At 64.6% G+C, this 16,785-nt stretch carries 12 protein-coding genes; 4 read left to right on the top strand and 8 right to left on the bottom strand.

Features of this window, described 5'->3' with window-relative positions; translation table 11 throughout:
• Nucleotides 1–14 precede the first annotated feature (14 nt).
• The gene (gene galE / locus JQC81_RS13065; protein WP_203272243.1) at nucleotides 15–1,001 is read right to left on the bottom strand and encodes a UDP-glucose 4-epimerase GalE; all 987 of its coding nucleotides are present in this window, start codon (nucleotides 999–1,001) and stop codon (nucleotides 15–17) included.
• 213 nt (nucleotides 1,002–1,214) lie between these two features.
• On the opposite strand from galE, the gene JQC81_RS13060 reads away from it, so the two are divergent.
• Together JQC81_RS13060 and JQC81_RS13055 are read left to right on the top strand one after the other, a co-directional pair.
• On the top strand, nucleotides 1,215–2,081 hold the full coding sequence (locus JQC81_RS13060; protein WP_203272242.1) for a UTP--glucose-1-phosphate uridylyltransferase: 867 nt from the start codon (nucleotides 1,215–1,217) through the stop codon (nucleotides 2,079–2,081).
• Nucleotides 2,082–2,142: 61 nt separating this feature from the next.
• Nucleotides 2,143–3,138 carry a KpsF/GutQ family sugar-phosphate isomerase gene (locus tag JQC81_RS13055; RefSeq protein ID WP_203272241.1) on the top strand — a complete coding sequence of 332 codons (996 nt, stop codon included), beginning with the start codon at nucleotides 2,143–2,145 and terminating at the stop codon, nucleotides 3,136–3,138.
• Nucleotides 3,139–3,198: 60 nt separating this feature from the next.
• Here JQC81_RS13055 and JQC81_RS13050 read toward each other — a convergent pair whose 3' ends face one another.
• From JQC81_RS13050 to JQC81_RS13025, 6 genes are all read right to left on the bottom strand, one after another.
• Entirely contained in the window at nucleotides 3,199–3,648 is a 450-nt protein-coding gene (locus JQC81_RS13050; RefSeq protein ID WP_203272240.1) for an NfeD family protein, read from the bottom strand.
• Nucleotides 3,645–4,631: an SPFH domain-containing protein gene (locus tag JQC81_RS13045; protein ID WP_203272239.1), complete on the bottom strand. Its 987-nt coding sequence runs from the start codon at nucleotides 4,629–4,631 to the stop codon at nucleotides 3,645–3,647. Before JQC81_RS13045 ends, JQC81_RS13050 begins: the two co-directional genes overlap by 4 nt.
• Nucleotides 4,632–4,766: 135 nt before the next feature.
• On the bottom strand, nucleotides 4,767–5,564 hold the full coding sequence (locus tag JQC81_RS13040; protein WP_203272238.1) for an inositol monophosphatase family protein: 798 nt from the start codon (nucleotides 5,562–5,564) through the stop codon (nucleotides 4,767–4,769).
• A 21-nt stretch (nucleotides 5,565–5,585) separates the two neighbouring features.
• Entirely contained in the window at nucleotides 5,586–6,647 is a 1,062-nt protein-coding gene (hemH, locus tag JQC81_RS13035) for a ferrochelatase (RefSeq protein WP_203272237.1), read from the bottom strand.
• A 145-nt stretch (nucleotides 6,648–6,792) separates the two neighbouring features.
• Entirely contained in the window at nucleotides 6,793–9,000 is a 2,208-nt protein-coding gene (locus JQC81_RS33105; RefSeq protein ID WP_246520394.1) for a sensor histidine kinase, read from the bottom strand.
• A 233-nt stretch (nucleotides 9,001–9,233) separates the two neighbouring features.
• Nucleotides 9,234–10,745, bottom strand: a complete 1,512-nt coding sequence (locus JQC81_RS13025) for a bifunctional metallophosphatase/5'-nucleotidase (RefSeq protein WP_246520393.1) — start codon at nucleotides 10,743–10,745, stop codon at nucleotides 9,234–9,236.
• Between the two features lie 200 nt (nucleotides 10,746–10,945).
• On the opposite strand from JQC81_RS13025, the gene ung reads away from it, so the two are divergent.
• Together ung and JQC81_RS13015 are read left to right on the top strand one after the other, a co-directional pair.
• A complete protein-coding gene (gene ung, locus JQC81_RS13020; protein ID WP_203272236.1) occupies nucleotides 10,946–11,653 on the top strand; it encodes a uracil-DNA glycosylase in 708 nt (235 codons plus the stop codon).
• 102 nt (nucleotides 11,654–11,755) lie between these two features.
• Nucleotides 11,756–12,961, top strand: a complete 1,206-nt coding sequence (locus tag JQC81_RS13015; RefSeq protein ID WP_246520392.1) for an amino acid aminotransferase — start codon at nucleotides 11,756–11,758, stop codon at nucleotides 12,959–12,961.
• Between the two features lie 127 nt (nucleotides 12,962–13,088).
• On the opposite strand, the gene JQC81_RS13010 is transcribed toward JQC81_RS13015, so the two are convergent.
• Nucleotides 13,089–16,589: an indolepyruvate ferredoxin oxidoreductase family protein gene (locus JQC81_RS13010; RefSeq protein ID WP_203272235.1), complete on the bottom strand. Its 3,501-nt coding sequence runs from the start codon at nucleotides 16,587–16,589 to the stop codon at nucleotides 13,089–13,091.
• Nucleotides 16,590–16,785 lie beyond the last annotated feature (196 nt).

The raw sequence follows: 16,785 nt of genomic DNA, 5'->3' as shown, positions 1-16,785 counted from the left end.
TTATAGGTAGGGACCTATGCGGCTTTTCGACCCGCCAGGGCCTGCTCCCAGCGCAGCGCCTGATCGACAATGGCCTCCAGATCGTCGTGCTGCGGCGTCCAGCCGAGCTCACGAATCCGGTCGACCTTAGCGACGAGCTGGGCCGGATCGCCGGGCCGGCGTGGGCTCAGGCGAACCTCGAAATCGACGCCTGAAACCTTCTTGACCACGTCGACGACCTCCAGCACCGAGGCGCCGTGGCCATAGCCGCAATTCATGATCGTGCAGTCACCGCCGTTGCGCAGGTGCTGGAGAGCGACGAGATGGGCCCGGGCGAGGTCGTTGACCTGAATGTAATCGCGCACGCAGGTGCCGTCCGGGGTCGCGTAATCCGTCCCGAACACGTCGAGATGAGGCCGCTGACCGAGCGCGGCCTGAGCCGCCACCTTGATGAGGTGCGTCGCCTGCGGGGTCGACTGGCCGGAGCGGCCCTTGGGGTCGGCCCCGGCGACGTTGAAATAGCGCAGGATGGCATAGCGCAGCCCATGGGCCGCATGGGCATCCTGCAGCATCCATTCGCTCATAAGCTTGCTGCGGCCATAGGGGTTGATCGGCACCAGCGGCATGTCCTCGGTCAGAAGGGGCGCCTCGGCATTGCCGTAGACGGCGGCCGTGGAGGAAAAGACGAAGTTTTTGATGCCCTTCTGGACCGCCGTTTCGATGAGAGCCCGGGTCTTCACGGTGTTGCCGAAGTAGTAGCCCAAGGGATCCGTGACGGATTCCGGCACCACGATCTTGGCGGCAAAATGCAGGATGCTGTCGATGCCGTGCTCATCGATGAGGCTGGACACGAGGGCCTGGTCGCTCACGTCGCCGGTGACGAAGGTAGCCTCCTGCGGCACTGCCCAGCGGAACCCCGTCGACAGGTTGTCGAGCACCACCACGGTCTCGCCCGCATCCAGAAGCTCGAGCACCATGTGGCTGCCGATATAGCCCGCGCCGCCCGTCACCAGTACCGCCATGTCGATCTCCGAAACAACTGCCTCGCTCGGCAGCTTAACCAAAACGCTTCAGGTTCAATTCAGGTCCCAAGCTTCAATGAAGAAGCATGGCCGATGAAACAAGCCGGAGCGTACCGCGTTATGGGTAGCTCAAGCTTGGCCTTTGTCGGTTTCCTTTTCCGGGCCCTGTCTTAGATTATCCCTCCACCTTTCTGCTCACTCATGGCTCATTCAATGAAGCGTATCCGCAAAGCAGTCCTGCCTGTCGCCGGTCTCGGCACCCGGTTCCTGCCAGCCACCAAGGCCGTGCCCAAGGAGATGCTGTGCGTCGTCGACCGTCCCGTGGTGCAGCACGTGGTCGACGAGGCCCGCGCCGCCGGGATCGAGCATTTCATCTTCGTCACCGGCCGCAACAAGGCCGTGATCGAGGATCATTTCGACATCGCCTACGAGCTCAACCGCACCCTTGAGGGCCGCGGCAAGACCAAGGAGCTGGAGCTCCTGGCCAAGGACCAGCCAAAGGCCGGCCAGACGAGCTTCACCCGCCAGCAGGAGCCCTTGGGCCTCGGCCATGCGGTCTGGTGCGCCAGGGAACTGGTGGGCGACGAGCCCTTCGCGGTGATCCTGCCCGACATGCTCAGCCGCGGCTCCATGGAGCAGATGATCGCGGCTTACGAGAAGCACGGCGGTAACATCATCGCCGTGGAAGAGGTGCCCGAGGACCAGACCCACCAGTACGGCATTGTCTCGGTGGGCCAGGAATTCGGCCAGACCTTCGAGATCACCGGCATGGTGGAAAAGCCCGCGAAGGGCACCGCGCCGTCGAACTACATCATCTCCGGCCGCTATATCCTGCAGCCCCAGGTGTTCGACCTGCTCTCCACCCAGGAGCGCGGCGCCGGCAACGAGATCCAGCTGACGGATTCCATGATCCGCCTCATGAAGGAGCAGCCCTTCTTCGGCATGAAGTACCAGGGCAAGACCTACGACACGGGCTCGAAGATCGGCTTCCTCATGGCCAACGTGGCCTATGCCCTCGAGCGCGAGGAGCTCTCGGCGGAGTTCCGCCGGGAACTCGAAGCGCTGCTGCGGCAGAAGTAGGCGGCTTCAGGGTTCCCTCAAAGGGTTCCGTATAGCCGCCCGCTTGTGCTAGAGGGCGGCCATGGCACTTGCAAAACCCGCACCCCGCTCGCCCGATCCGGCCATCCAATCGGCCCTGCGCACGCTCGAGACCGAGCGCGATGGCCTGACGATCCTGATGGAGGCCATCGGCAACGGTCTTGGGCAGCCCTTTACCGCAGCGGTTGAAACGATCGCAGCGGCCAAGGGCCGGGTCATCGTCACCGGCATGGGCAAGTCCGGCCATGTGGGCCGCAAGATGACCGCCACCTTCGCGTCCACCGGCACCCCCGCCCATTACGTCCACCCGGCGGAGGCGAGCCACGGCGATCTCGGCATGATCCAAGCCGATGACGTGATCATCGCCCTGTCCTGGTCGGGAGAGACGGCGGAGCTTGCCGACATCATCGGCTATTCCCGGCGTTTCCGGGTGCCCCTGATCGCCCTGACCTCGAACGCCGCCTCGACCCTGGGACGCGCCGCCGACATTTGCCTGACCCTTCCCAAAGCCAAGGAGGCCTGCCCCAACGGGCTGGCGCCAACCACTTCCACCACCGTCCAGCTGGCGCTGGGCGATGCCTTGGCCGTCGCCCTGCTGGAGCGGCGCGGGTTCACGGCCGACAATTTCCGGGTCTTCCATCCGGGCGGAAAGCTCGGGGCGCGGCTCAAGCTCGTGCGCGAGATCATGCATAAGGACGAGCGCCTGCCGGTTGTCGGCATTGACGCCCGCATGGGCGAGGCCATTGAGGAAATCGGCCGCAAGGGTTTTGGTGCCGTCATCGTGGTCCATGGCGACGGCACGCTCGCCGGAATCGTCACCGACGGCGACCTGCGCCGCAACCTGAGGCCCGACCTCGCGACGCTTCCGGTGACGGCCATCATGACGAAGACGCCGCGCACCATCGCGCCGGACGCCCTCGTGGCCAGCGCTCTCGAGATGGAAGAAGCCTCCCGGATCACCGCGCTGATCGTGGTCGAGCAAAATCGGCCCGTCGGCCTGGTGCACTACCTCGACCTGCTGCGCGCGGGCGCGGCGTAAAGATTTTTGCCTAGCGCATTTTCTTGACGGCGAACCGGCATCCACTTCGCCTGAAAATCCCTATGGATCATCGACCACCAGGGTCGATCCCTCAATCCGCACCACGCGCACCTTGGCGCCGGCGAAGCGATCGGCTCCCGTCACGCGCCAGGAGCTGTCGTCGATCCGGATGCGCCCTTCCCCATCTTTGATCGGGGTCTCAAGGGTGAAGACCCGGCCTACGAGGGATTGGCCGCGCCGGTTGAGCGTCTCGGCCTGAGGCTCATTCTGTGTTTTGGAGCGAGTGACGGCTCGTCCCAAGATCACCGCCGCCACACAGAGCAGCGCGAAGAGGAGCGCCGAGGCCTGCCAGGAGAGGTCCAGCACCGCATCGATCAACCCCGTTGCGATGGCAGCCAATCCGAGCCAGAGGAAGAACGCTCCCGGCGCCAGCAGCTCGACCCCGATCAGGAGCACCCCGAGGATGATCCAAGCCCAGGCTCCGAGGCTGATGAAGGCATCCCGGATCATGAGCGCTCGGCTCCTCCGGAAACCGTGGGGACGCTTCGCGCGGGCCTGTTGAGGCCAGCTCCGCCCTCGCCGAACACCGACTTGGTGAGCTCCGCGATGCCGCCGAGCGTTCCGGCGAGACCTGCCGCCTCGATCGGCACGATCACGACCTTCTGGTTAGGGGCCGATGCAAGCGCGCGGATTGCATCGATGTATTTCTCAGCCACGATGAAATTCGCCGCAGCCAGATCGCCCTTCGTGATGGCCTCGCTCACCATCCCGGTGGCCTTCGCCTCTGCCTCCGCCTGCCGCTCGCGGGCCTCCGCATCGCGGAACGCCGCTTCCCGCCGGCCTTCCGCGGCCAGGATCTGCGACTGCTTCTGGCCTTCAGCCCGCAGGATTTCCGCCTGGCGCAGGCCTTCCGCCTCGAGCACGGCAGCGCGCTTCTCGCGCTCGGCCTTCATCTGGCGCGCCATGGCGCCGGCAAGGTCCTGCGGCGGGAGGATGTCTTTGATCTCGACGCGGGTGACCTTGGCACCCCAGGGCGAGGCGGCCGCATCCATTACCCGCAGCAGGCGCTCGTTGATCTCGTCGCGATGGGACAGAAGTTGGTCAAGATCCATCGAGCCGACGACCGTGCGGATATTGGTCATGGTCAGAACCAGCAGGGCCTGGTTCATGTCCGAGACCTCGTAGGAAGCGCGGGCGGGGTCGAGGATCTGATAGAAGGCGGCGGCATCGATGGTGACGCCCGCGTTGTCCCGGGTGAAAGCCTCCTGGCTCGGAATGTCGAGCACCTGCTCCATGACATTCACCTTTTTGCCGATCTGGTCGATGTAGGGCACGATCAGGCCGAGGCCGGGGGTGAGCGTGCGCGAATAGCGCCCGAACCGCTCCACCGTATAGGCATAGCCCTGCGGGACCGTCCTGATGCCCATGGCGATCGTTACCACGACGAGCAGCACCAGAACGATGACGAAGATGTCGAAACCACTCACCAGCATAAAGCCCCCGGGCAACGTCGTTGCAGAAGGCTCACGCTATCCCAAACAGGCTGCGAGTCCTAGAGAGGAGGCAGGCATCTTGCGGACAAGAGGCGGACTGATGTCCGGATACGACACCGTCATTCGATCAGGGAACTACCGCAGCACGGCGCGTAGTCGCTCGAAGATCCCAGGCGCTGCGATCAGGTAGTCGGTCCCATCATCTCCCTCGCCGTCAGCCGGCTCAAGCATCGTCATGCGCGCACCGGCCTCCGTTGCGATCAATCCGGCTGCCGCAACGTCCCATTCACGGATCCTGTCGATGAAGCCGGTGAGGCGGCCGTCGGCGACCCAGCAGATATCGAGTGCGGGAGCCGCGAGGCGGCGGATGTCGCCGAATTCGCGCAGGAGCGGCTTCAGGCGATCCACGACCTCGTCGATCCGGGTACGATGATGAGGAAAACCTGTTCCGATCAGGGCGCGCCGAACATCGGCCAGGGACGAAGCCGTGATTCTTTGGCCGTTGCGGTACGCACCTCGCCCTGCAACGGCCCAGAAGGTTTGCCCCTGGAAAGGGGCGTGAACGACGCCGAGCACAGACACGCCGTCGATCCTGAGCGCCGCCGAGACGGCGACATGATCGTGTCCATGGACAAAATTCGCAGTGCCGTCGAGCGGATCGACAACCCAGCACAACGCCTTCGAGGAGTTCCCGCTGTCCCCACCTTCCTCGGATAGGACGGCATGATCCTTGAAGGTCTGCGCGATGCGCTCCCTGAAAAGACGGTCAACGGCGAGATCCGCATCGGTAACGAGTTCAAAGCCGTCTTTACCGTCGACGGCGACGTTTCCCCTGCCGCGGATCTCGCGGAGAATGTCGCCGGCCTCGGCACAAACAGCTAGGGCGAACGCCAAGCCCTGGTCGATCAGTTCATCGTGGCGTGAGAGCGCCAAGATTTCGCCTCATAAGGACATTCAGAGCCACCCCTGAAGCTCGCGCTCGACAATGTGGTTGATGACCCGCATGCCGTCGTCGCTGTCGTTGAGGCAGGGCAGATAGGCGAACTGCTCGCCGCCGTTGTGCATGAAGATCTCGCGGTTCTCGCCGTCGAGCTCCTCCAGGGTCTCCAGGCAATCCGCCGAGAAGCCAGGGGCCACGATGGCCATGCGCTTCACCCCGCTTTTGGCCAGCGCCTCCACGGTCTTGTCGGTGTAGGGCTGCAGCCATTCCGCCGTGCCGAACCGGGATTGGAAGCTCATGCGGAACTTGTCCGGCGACCAGCCGAAGGCCTCGCGCATGAGGCGCCAAGTCTTCACGCATTGGCAGTGATAGGGATCACCCTTCAGCAGGTATTCCTTCGGCACGCCGTGGAAGGAGACGAGGACCACCTCGGGCTCGAAGGGGAGCTTCGCCAGCTCCTTCCTCATCGAGGAGACCACGGAATCGATATAGACCGGGTCATCGTGGTAAGGCGGCGAGACGCGCACGCTCGGCTGCCAGCGCATGTCCATCAATGCGCGGAACGCCTGATCGCAGGCGGTCGCCGAGGTGGCGGCGGCATATTGCGGGTAGAGCGGCACCAGGAGGATGCGGTCGCAGCCCTGGTCGAGCAGGGCCTGGATACGCTCGCGCACCTCGGGCTTGCCGTAGCGCATGGCCCAGTCGACCGTGATCCTGTCGCCCGCGATGCTCTTGAGGTGCTGCGTGACCTTCTCCGCCTGATTGCGGGTGATGGTCTTGAGCGGGCCCTCGTCGCGCTCGTTGTTCCAGATCGACGCGTAATCGCGGCCCTTGGGTCCGGGGCGCTTGGTCAGGATGATCAGGTTGAGGATCGGCCACCACAGAAGGCGCGGGGTTTCGATCACCCGTCGGTCGGAGAGGAACTCCTTCAGGTAGCGGCGCATGGGCCAGTAGCTTGTGCCCTCAGGGGTGCCCAAATTCATCAGAAGCACGCCGATCCGCCCGGCCCTCACGGGCGGGTGGTCCACCGGACGGACGCCCTGGCGCAGATCGTTCAAATTGACGGTCTCGTTCATAAGAAAAGCCCCTTGGCCGCGGAGTTCATCCCGAACTCCGTTCCCGATGCCGTCTAGATAAGAGTTTCAGGCCCATCCGCCAACCAAAACCGCCATCACATTGGCGCGCCCGGCCGCAAGCCGCGTTTGCAAGGAAACGAACGCCTCAGAGCGCCGGGCCCTTGTTGGGTTCTTGCTTGAGAACGGTGTCGAGTGCCACCTTGAGGCCTTCCGGCCGGAAATCCATGTCCACCTTGGCATTCAGCTGTGTTGCCAGCACCCGGTGCAGCAGGCGCGACCCGAAGCCCTGCCTGGTCGGAACGGAGACCTCGGGGCCCCCGCGCTCCTCCCAGACCAGCTTGAGCCTCGTGCCCTCCTCGGCCGCTTCCGCCTCCCAGGAGACGGACACCTTGCCGCGCGGCACCGACAGGGCGCCGTACTTGGCCGCGTTGGTGGTCAGCTCGTGGATCGCCATGCCGATCGGCACAGCAGCGTCCGAAGGCAGCTCGACTGCAGGCCCGTTCAGGGAGATCCGCTGCCCCCTCACATCGTTGTAGGGGCGCAGTTCCTTCTCCATGATCTCGCGCAAGGACGCGGTCTGCCAGACGGCCTCGGTCAGCAGGGAGTGGGTGTTGGCCAGCGAGATGATGCGCCCGACGAAAGCCTGGTAGAAATCGTCGATGTTCGAAGCCGAGCGCGCGGTCGCGCCCACCACGGCCTGAACGGTGGCGAGCGTGTTCTTCACCCGGTGATGAAGCTCGCGGATCAGGAGGGATTGCTGGGTCTGGGCCTGCTTGCGCTCCTCGATCTCGTTCTGGGCATTGCGGTAGAGGCGGCTGTTCTCGAGCGCGATGGCAGCCTGTGACGTCAGGCCCGCGAGCAGGCGCTCGGATCGTGCGTTGAAAACTCCCGATCGTTCATGGCCGAAGGCGAGAACGCCATGAGTCACGCCATTGCGCAGCAGGACCGGAACCGCCATGAGGCTGCGGATCACCGGCCGGCCGGGTGTGGCGTCCGCCGTGAACGGCGTGCCGTCATAGCCTTGCTCGACGGCGATGTTATCCAGGCGGACGGACTTGCCTTCTGTAAAGGCTGGCGCACAGATGGTCCGGATATCGAGGGCAGCGAAGGCTTCATTGAAGCCCACGGAGGCGAACTTGCCGTAGTGCTCCTTGCCGCCCTGAGCGCCGCCGCAGAAGAACGCCCCTGCCTGCGCTTCGGTCAGTTCGACACCGGCATCGACCACGCTTTCGATGATGCGGTCCAGATCGAGTTCCGCTGCAAGAACGCTGCCGGTCCGGTTGAGAACCTCCAGGGCTGCGCTTTCGGTTCGCAGCTCATGAGTACGCAAGGCAACCTGATTCTCCAGGAGAGCCGCATTCGCGGCCTGCTCATGGAACTGCTGCGAGGCCAGGGCCGTGAGGGCCAGAAGGGCCAGGAGAGCCACAAGGGCGAAGGCGCCATAGAGCCGCGTCTGGACGAACCAGGGTGTCCAATAAGCATCCTGCGGCATGCTGACATTGATGTAGAGCGGCATCGTGCCAACCTGGCGGTAGGCTCCCACACGCTCGCTGCCCATGCTGATGAAGGAATAGAGACCGGCCTGGGAGGTGGCGCGCAACGCCGCGTCGAAGGCGGATTTGTCGATGGGGGCAAACGACAGCCCGTCGGGCGGCGGCGGATATTGGGCGATGACCTCCGCGTCCGAGCCGCGCATGAGCACCACCCGGCTGCCACGCGGCAATCGCACCTTGGACCAGTAATCGTAGAAGTAGGACAGGGTCACGGTCACCGACGCGATGCCACTGAACGCTCCGTCGCCCCCTTGCAGGCGGCGGCTGATCATGAAGGTCGGAACCTTCGTGACGCGCCCGAGGATCGGCTCGCCCACGAACAGGCCCTGATCCCTGTTCACCTGCGCGGTGAAAGCGTCGCGTCCGGAGGCATTCGACTCCGGAGGCGGAAACTGAGCGGATGTCAGTCGGAGGCGCCCGCTCGGATCGTTGAGCCAGACACCGTCGACATAAGGCAGAGCTTCATCGATAGCATGGATCTGCTGCCAGAGAGGCTGCGATGCTTCCACCTGATCCCAGCTCTGCCCCTGCACCAGCGCCGTGGCCTGCTTCAAGGTCAGATCCGTGACCTCCATAAGCCTTGCGGTGTGATCGGCCAGGAAGAAGGCTGCGTTGCGAAGGTCGTCCTCATTGCGCTGGATGAGGCGGGTGCGCTGCTCCCAGGCGATGTAGCCGAAGGTCAGAAGGATGAAGGCAACCCCGAACAGACCCATGGCGAGGGTCAGCCGACCGCGCGCAAGAGAGCGCCGGCGGCGCTTCTGCGACAGGCTGACTGATTCAGAGGGCGCGTGAAACTGCAAGGAGATGCCGCTTTGATGGTTGAGATTCGGCGTTGCGTGGGCAGGATGGCACAGCAAATGCCGTTGATGGAGTGGGAATTTACGTCTTGCCTTCCCGTTGACCAGGGGAGTGCGACCTATCTTGCCTCAGGCGCGAGCGGGATGCGCCCGGACGTCGCGCCGACTCCGTAATCCATAAAAAACGCCGGGACCCTTTCGGATCCCGGCGCCAAGTTCGAAAAAGTGCGTTTGGATCAGCGCAGAACGACGCGGCCCTCGACCTTCGGCGCCACCTTACCGGCCTTGGCCACATAGTCGATCACCTGGCTCGCCATGAGCTGGCTGGCGGAGGCATCGATGAGCGACTTGGCGCCGATGAACGAGCGGTAGCCGTCACCCCCGCGGCCGACGAAGTCGTTGGTGGCGAGCTTGTAGATCTTGGCCGGATCGAGCGGCTGGCCGTTGATCTTGACCGACTTCACGCGGCTGCCGACCGGCTCCTTCACGTCGACCTCGGCCACGATGCCGGACACCTGCGGGAAGCGCCCGCCGAGCTCGCGCACCTGGCTGACGCCGTTCTCGAGCGCGTCCTTGATCTGGGCACCGGTCACCTCGAGCAGCACGGTGGTGTTGCCGAAGGGCATTTCGGACAGGATGTCGCGCCGGGTCAGCTTCTGACCGGCCTGGTACTGCTTGTCGGCCCGGATGCCGCCGCCATTGGTGATGGCGACGTCGGCCCCGACCGCGGCCTTCATGGCATCGGCGATCAGGTTGCCCATGGCAGCTTCGCCTCCGCGCACGGTGGCGCGGCGGCTGTCGAGGGGTGTCTCCGTCGTGCCGATCTCGATATCGAGCTCCTTGGACAGCTTATCCTCGTAGCCCTTCACCACGGCCTCGATGTCGGGATCCGGCTTCACGCTGACCGTATCGACGATGCGGAAGTTCGGCGACCAGGTGACGGTGGTCTTGCCGTCCTTCGTCGCCTTGTTCACCGATAGCTCGACGACGTTGACGAAATTAGCCTGGGACTCGGCTTCCGACAGGACGACCTTGCCGTCGTAGAAGGCGAGCAGGTGCTCGTCATGGCCGCCGATGATCACGTCCACGCCGGCGGAGCGGGCGATGATCATGTCCACCTCGAGCGGCGTATGGGCGATGGCAACGACGATGTCGGCGCCCTTCTCGCGCAGCTCCTTGGACTTCGCGCGGGCCGTGTCGATGGTGGAGGAGAACTTGATGGTGCCGGGGCTCGACGCGATCGGCGTATCCTCTGTGGTGAGGCCGAAGAGGCCGATCTTCACGCCCTGCACCTCGATCATCTTGTCGGCCTTGGTGTTGGCAGGAAGGCCGTTGCCATCGACGATGTTGGTGGCCAGCACATCGAACTTGGCCTCGGCCATGCGGGCGCGGAAGGCCGCGTCGCCGAGATCGAACTCATGGTTGCCTGGCGCCATGGCATCAACGCCCATGCGGTTCAGGATGTCGATGACGTGGGCGCCCTTGTCGAAGCCCGAGAGGAGCGAGGGCGAGATCGTGTCGCCGGCATGGATGAAGAAGGCATTGCCCTTCGCCTTCTCCTCCTTGACCACCGTCGCCAGGCGGGCGAAGCCGCCGCGGCCCTTCTCGGCGCTCATGCGATCGATATCGTTGGTATGGACGAAGCGGATCGTCACGGCCTCCTGCGCCAGGGCCGTGCCCGACAGCAACAGGGATAGTCCAAGAAAGCCGGCGCGCAGGGCGGCGGAGGGGCGGCTCTGAAGCATCATACAAAGTCCTCGTAGCAGGTGGGATCCACGGTGGGAGGCGTGGAGCCTAGACCGGAAACGTGTCACAGAAGTAACATGCTGTCGACACTTTCGCGGATCCCGTTCGCGGCATTCCCGATGTCCTTCTGCCGCATCCCACCACGTTCTCTTAGCCGGCATAGCGTCGGCACCCTGAATCCGAAGAAAGGCGCGACCTCTCCATGACCGGTCCCATCAGCCAAGCTCTTGACGAGTTCCGCGCCAAGCCCGGGGCAGAGGGGTGGCTCAGGCTGCCCTTCTTCCAGGACGGGAGCGCTGAGGCTGTCACGGCCAAGGTCGATGCGGCGATCGCCTCGGGTGCCCAGGTGCTGCCACCGCCGGACGCCGTGTTCACCAGCATCAGCCTCACGCCCCTGGAAAAGGTCAAGGTGATGGTCCTGGGTCAGGACCCCTACCCCACGCCGGGCGATTCCCACGGGCTCGCCTTCTCCTATCGCGGCTCCCGGCGGCTGCCCGCCTCGCTGCGGACAATCCTGCGCGAGATGGCGGAGGATCTGGACGTGCCGATGCCCGCATCGGGAGACCTCTCGAAATGGGCCCGGCAGGGCGTGCTGCTCATCAATACGGCTCTGACGGTGGAGGCCGGGAAATCGGGAGCCCACATGAAATTGGGCTGGTCGGCCCTGGTCGATCAGGCTATCACCGCCATCTCGCAGCAACAGCCTGCCGTCGTGTTCCTGCTGTGGGGCGGCCCTGCCCGCAAGCGCGCGGCGCTGGTGGACCGGACGAAGCATCTCGTGATCGAGGCCGGTCATCCCTCGCCGTTGAACCGGCTCAATGATTTTCGCGGCACGAAACCCTTCAGCCAAGCCAATGCCTGGCTCGTGGAGAAAGGGCTTGAGCCGATCGATTGGCGGCTGGATACCTGAGAACTGACGAAGCACCTTGCCGAGAGACCCTCCCAGAGGCTACGTCTCGCGGCACCGACGATGCGTCGCAGGCAGGCTGCCGCGACAGGCTTGGAGATCAGCATGACGGAATCCCTGTTCGGCCAGGTGGAAGCCTTCGCGGGCGACCCGATCCTTTCGCTCAACGACAGCTTCAAGACCGATCCGCGCCCAGAGAAGGTGAACCTCAGCATCGGCGTCTACACCGACGAGCAGGGACGCCTTCCGGTGCTGGGCTCCGTGCGGGCTGCCTACGAGCGCATCGGATTCGCGGAGCGTCCCTACCTGCCGATGGAAGGCCATGCCGCCTACCGCGAGGGTGTGCAGAAGCTGATCTTCGGCGCGGCTCATCCGGCCCTGACTGAGAAGCGCATCGCGACGATCCAGACCCTCGGCGGCACGGGGGCTGTGGGCATCGCGGCCGATTTTCTGGCCAAGCACTGCCCCGGCCGCACCGTTCTCGTCAGTGATCCCACCTGGGACAACCATCACGGTCTGTTCCAGCGGGCGGGCTTCAAGACAGCAACCTACCCCTATTGGAACCGCGCCAACCGCTCGGTTGACTTCGACGGCATGGTGAAAGCCCTTGAGGCAGCGGAAGCCGGCTCCATCGTGGTGATCCAGCCCGTCTGCCACAACCCCACCGGCGTCGACCTCGACGAGCGGCAGCAGGCGGCCGTGACCGACGTGCTTGTCGCCAAGGGCCACATCGTGGTGTTCGACATGGCCTACCAGGGCTTCGGCGCCAGCCTCGACGACGATGCCGCCTTCGTGCGCCGCTACGCGGAGCGCGCGAGCTGCCTCGTGGCCAATTCCTTCTCGAAGAACTTCTCGCTCTATGGCGAGCGCTGCGGCGGCCTGAGCGTCGTGTGCCGCGATCATGACGAGGCCGAGCGCGTGCTTGGGCAGCTCAAGCTCGCCGTGCGCCGCAGCTATTCGAGCCCGCCGATGACCGCCGGACTGCTTGTCGCCACGGTGCTCGGCAACGACGACCTGCGCGCCCAATGGATTCGCGAGGTCGGGACCATGCGCACCCGCATGGATTCCATGCGCAAGCGCCTCGCCGACGAGATCCGCTCCCTGTCGAACGAGGTCGATGTCGGGTTCCTCACGAACCAGCGCGGCATGTTCAGCTACACAGGGCTGGACGAGCAGCAGGTCACGACCCTGCGCGAGCGCGACGGCGTCTATCTTGTGGGCTCCGGCCGCATGTGCGTGGCGGGCCTTAACGAAGCCAACGTGCCGAAGGTGGCAAAGAGCTTCGTCGAGGTGAGCCAGGCGCGAGGCTGAAGAACATTGCCTCGTCGTCATCCCCGGGCTTGTTCCGGGGATCCACGTTTTCTCGCGGCTCTTAAAACGTGGATGGCCGGGACAAGCCCGGCCATGACGTGAAATATAGGTTGTATGGAGTAAGTTTTTACTCCGCCGCAACGGCCAACGGCTGCGGATCGGCGCGGAACTTGGCCAGCAGATCGGCCTCCTCCGCCTTTGCGGCTTTCAGGTTCCGCTCCTTGATGTGACCGAAGCCGCGGATCTTCTGCGGGATGCCGGCGAGCCCGATGGCGGTGGCATGGTTGCCGGCATTGAGCTTCGCCACGATCTCCTCGATCCGGCTCTCGAACTCGCGGATGAGTTGTCGCTCGGTGCGGCGCTCATGGGTGTAGCCAAAGACATCAAGCGGCGTGCCGCGCAATGCCTTGAACTTCGCCAGAACGCCCATGGCCTTGAGCATCCAGGGCCCGAAGCTCATCTTGCGCGGAAGGCCGGTGACCGGGTCCTTCTTGGCGAGAACCGGCGGCGCCATGTGGAACTCGTAACGCAGGTTCTCGCCCTCAAAAGCTGACGCAACCTGCTTCTCGAAGTGACCGTTCGTGTAGAGACGGGCCACCTCGTACTCGTCCTTGTAGGCCATGAGCTTGAAGAGGGAGCGTGCTACCGCATCGGTGAGAGCCGTCGAGCCCGGCACAGCCTTGTCCTCGGCCGCGCGCACGCGCTCGACCAGGGTGCTGTAGCGCCGTGCGTAGCGCCGGCTCTGGTAACCGGACAGGAAAGCGACACGACGCTCGATTACCTCATCCAAGGTCTCAGAGAGCTTGCGCGATTCCGTCGGCGCCTTCATCTCGCCGATCACGGACGCAATGAGCCCCGGCTCGGCGGCCGCACGGCGGCCCCAGGTGAAGGCGGTAAGGTTCATCTTCACCGCTTCGCCGTTGAGCTCGATGGCCTTCTCGATGGCAGCGCCCGAGAGCGGAACGCGGCCGGTCTGGTAGGCATAGCCCAGCATGAACATGTTGGCCGCAATCGCATTGCCGAGAAGCGCGGTGGCAATCGCCGTCGCATCGACGAAGGACACGCCCTCGGCACCCGCCGCCGACCTGATGGCGCGCTTCAAGCGCTCCGTCGGCAGGGAGAAGTCCGCGTTGCGGGTGAACTCGCCCGGCATCACCTCCGCGGTGTTCACCACGAGCGCCGTCTGCCCCTCCTTCACGGCTGCCAGCACCTTCTTGGTGCCGGTCACCACGAGATCGCAGCCGAGCACGAGATGGGCGGATTCCGCGCTCACGCGGATGGCGTGAATGTCGTCCTGGTTGTTGGCGAGGCGCACGTGGCTGTAGACCGCGCCGCCCTTCTGGGCGAGGCCGGCCATGTCGATCATGCCCAGGCCCTTGCCTTCCAGGTGCGCCGCCATGCCGAGGATCGCCCCGATGGTGACGACACCCGTGCCGCCCACGCCCGTCACGATCACGTTGAAGGTGCGGTCGATGGCGGGGATCACCGGATCGGGCAGCGGGTTAAAGGTCATGCCTTCCGTCGAGACGGTCTCGGGCACGGCCTTCTTCACCTTGGCGCCGTGCACCGTCACGAAGGACGGGCAGAAGCCGTTCACGCAGGAGAAGTCCTTGTTGCAGTTCGACTGGTCGATCTGGCGCTTGCGGCCGAACTCGGTCTCCACCGGCTGCACGGCCACGCAGTTGGACTGCACCGAGCAGTCGCCGCAGGCTTCGCACACGAGATCGTTGATGATGACGCGCTTGTCCGGGTCCGGAAACTCGCCGCGCTTGCGGCGGCGGCGCTTTTCCGACGCGCAGGTCTGGTCGTAAATCATCACCGACACACCGGGCACTTCCGCGAGCTGGCGCTGCACGGCCTCGAGCTCGCTGCGGTGATGGATCGTCATGCCAGCCGGCCAGCGGATCTCCTTCGGGTACTTGTGCGGCTCGTCGGTCACGAGGGCGATGCGCTCGACGCCTTCTTCCCGCACCTGGCGGGCAATCATGTCGACGGTGAGCCCGCCCTCATGCTTCTGCCCGCCGGTCATGGCGACGGCGTCGTTGAAGAGGATCTTGTAGGTGACGTTCGTCTTGGTGTGGATCGACCAGCGCAGGGCCAGCACGCCCGAATGGTTGTAGGTGCCGTCGCCGAGATTCTGAAACACGTGGCCGCGCTTGGAAAACGGCGCTTCGCCGATCCAGTTCGCGCCCTCGCCGCCCATCTGGGTGAAGCCTTCCGTGGAGCGGTCCATCCACTGCACCATGTAGTGGCAGCCGATGCCCGCATAGGCGCGCATGCCCTCGGGCACCTTGGTGGACGAGTTGTGCGGGCAGCCGGCGCAGAAATGCGGCACGCGATTAGCCACATCGCCGGTCGTCGCCAGCACGTCCTGCGCATGGCGAAGCCGCGCCACGCGGCCGCGCAGATCGTCGTTGTTGTGATAGGCCAGCAGACGCTCGCCGATGGCAATGGCGATGTCGTTGGGGTCGAGCGCACCCTTCACCGGGAAGAGCCAGCGGCCCTCCTCGTCCTTCTTGCCGATGCAGACCGGCTGGTTGGCCGTGCCGTAGAGCTCCTCGCGCAGCTGCACCTCGATGAGGGAGCGCTTCTCCTCGACCACGATCACCTTGTCGAGGCCGCGGGCGAAGTCCACCAGCTCGGCTTGAGAGAGAGGCCAGGGGCAGGCGACCTTGTAGAGGCGCAGGCCCATGTCGTTGGCCTTCACCTCGTCGAGGCCGAGCTCGTCCAGCGCCTGGCGCACGTCGAGATAGGACTTGCCAACCGTAATGATGCCGATCTTCGGGTTGCGCCCGCCGGAGAGGACGATGCGGTTGAGGTTGTTGGCGCGCACGAAGGCCAGCATGGCGTCGCGCTTGAAGTCCTGAAGCCGCGCCTCCTGGTCGAGCACGCCGTCGCGGCCGCGGATGTTGAGGCCGCCCGGCGGCATCGTGAAGTCGTCAGGAATGATGATCTTCACGCGGTCGAGCGACGCATCGACGGAAGAGGTCGATTCGATGTTGTCCTTCACGCATTTGAACGCCACCCAGGTGCCGCAGAAGCGGCTCATGGCATAGCCGTAAAGGCCGTAATCGAGGATCTCCTGAACGCCTGCCGGGTTCAGGATCGGGATCATCACGTCGACGAAGTGGAATTCGGACTGGTGCGCGACGGTGGAGGATTCCGCCGTGTGATCGTCGCCCATGAGCGCGAGCACGCCGCCGTGCTTGGACGAACCGGCCATGTTGGCGTGACGGAACACGTCGCCCGAGCGGTCGACGCCCGGGCCCTTGCCGTACCAGAGGCCGAAGACGCCGTCATACTTGCCTTCGCCGCGAACCTCGGCCTGCTGCGCGCCCCAGATGGCGGTGGCGGCGAGTTCCTCGTTGAGGCCCGGCTGGAAGACGATGTTCGACTGGTCCAGCCACTTCCGGGCGCGCCATAGGTTCTGGTCGAGACCGCCGATGGGGGAACCGCGATAGCCGGACACGAGGCCGGCCGTGTTGAGGCCGGCCAGCCGGTCGCGCTCGCGCTGCATCAGCAGCATGCGGATGACGGCCTGCGTTCCGGTGATGAAAACGTGATCCTTGGACAGATCGTATTTGTCGTCGAGCGTGACGCTGCGAAGCGCACCAGAACCTTCGGCCATGATCCGTTTCCTCCTGAGGCTCTCGCCCCTCTGCCGGTGATCCGGTCTCGTTGTATGAAATATGTCAGTAATGCTGACATATATGCGGGAGCCCGTCAATCGACCCCGGTCGCTCACGCCTTTGTTTCGCCTCTGTTAACCATACAACGATCATATCGCCTCTCATGACCGGCCTTCGCCGGGAGCGTCGCTGTTC

The organism is Microvirga arabica (assembly GCF_016811235.1).
Classification (GTDB): Bacteria; Pseudomonadota; Alphaproteobacteria; order Rhizobiales; family Beijerinckiaceae; genus Microvirga; species Microvirga arabica.
Note: the sequence above shows the minus strand (reverse complement) of the source record. Positions and strands in the feature narration are given on the sequence as shown.

What these genes read in the sequence shown, in the direction of transcription:
- JQC81_RS13055 (WP_203272241.1), top strand. Translation starts at nt 2,143, where the DNA reads ATGGCACTTGCAAAACCCGCACCCCGCTCGCCCGATCCGGCCATCCAA.
- ung (WP_203272236.1), top strand. Translation starts at nt 10,946, where the DNA reads ATGACCGGTCCCATCAGCCAAGCTCTTGACGAGTTCCGCGCCAAGCCC.
- JQC81_RS13015 (WP_246520392.1), top strand. Translation starts at nt 11,756, where the DNA reads ATGACGGAATCCCTGTTCGGCCAGGTGGAAGCCTTCGCGGGCGACCCG.
- galE (WP_203272243.1), bottom strand. Translation starts at nt 1,001, where the DNA reads ATGGCGGTACTGGTGACGGGCGGCGCGGGCTATATCGGCAGCCACATG.
- JQC81_RS13010 (WP_203272235.1), bottom strand. Translation starts at nt 16,589, where the DNA reads ATGGCCGAAGGTTCTGGTGCGCTTCGCAGCGTCACGCTCGACGACAAA.
- JQC81_RS13045 (WP_203272239.1), bottom strand. Translation starts at nt 4,631, where the DNA reads ATGCTGGTGAGTGGTTTCGACATCTTCGTCATCGTTCTGGTGCTGCTC.
- JQC81_RS13025 (WP_246520393.1), bottom strand. Translation starts at nt 10,745, where the DNA reads ATGATGCTTCAGAGCCGCCCCTCCGCCGCCCTGCGCGCCGGCTTTCTT.
- JQC81_RS13060 (WP_203272242.1), top strand. Translation starts at nt 1,215, where the DNA reads ATGAAGCGTATCCGCAAAGCAGTCCTGCCTGTCGCCGGTCTCGGCACC.
- JQC81_RS13050 (WP_203272240.1), bottom strand. Translation starts at nt 3,648, where the DNA reads ATGATCCGGGATGCCTTCATCAGCCTCGGAGCCTGGGCTTGGATCATC.
- hemH (WP_203272237.1), bottom strand. Translation starts at nt 6,647, where the DNA reads ATGAACGAGACCGTCAATTTGAACGATCTGCGCCAGGGCGTCCGTCCG.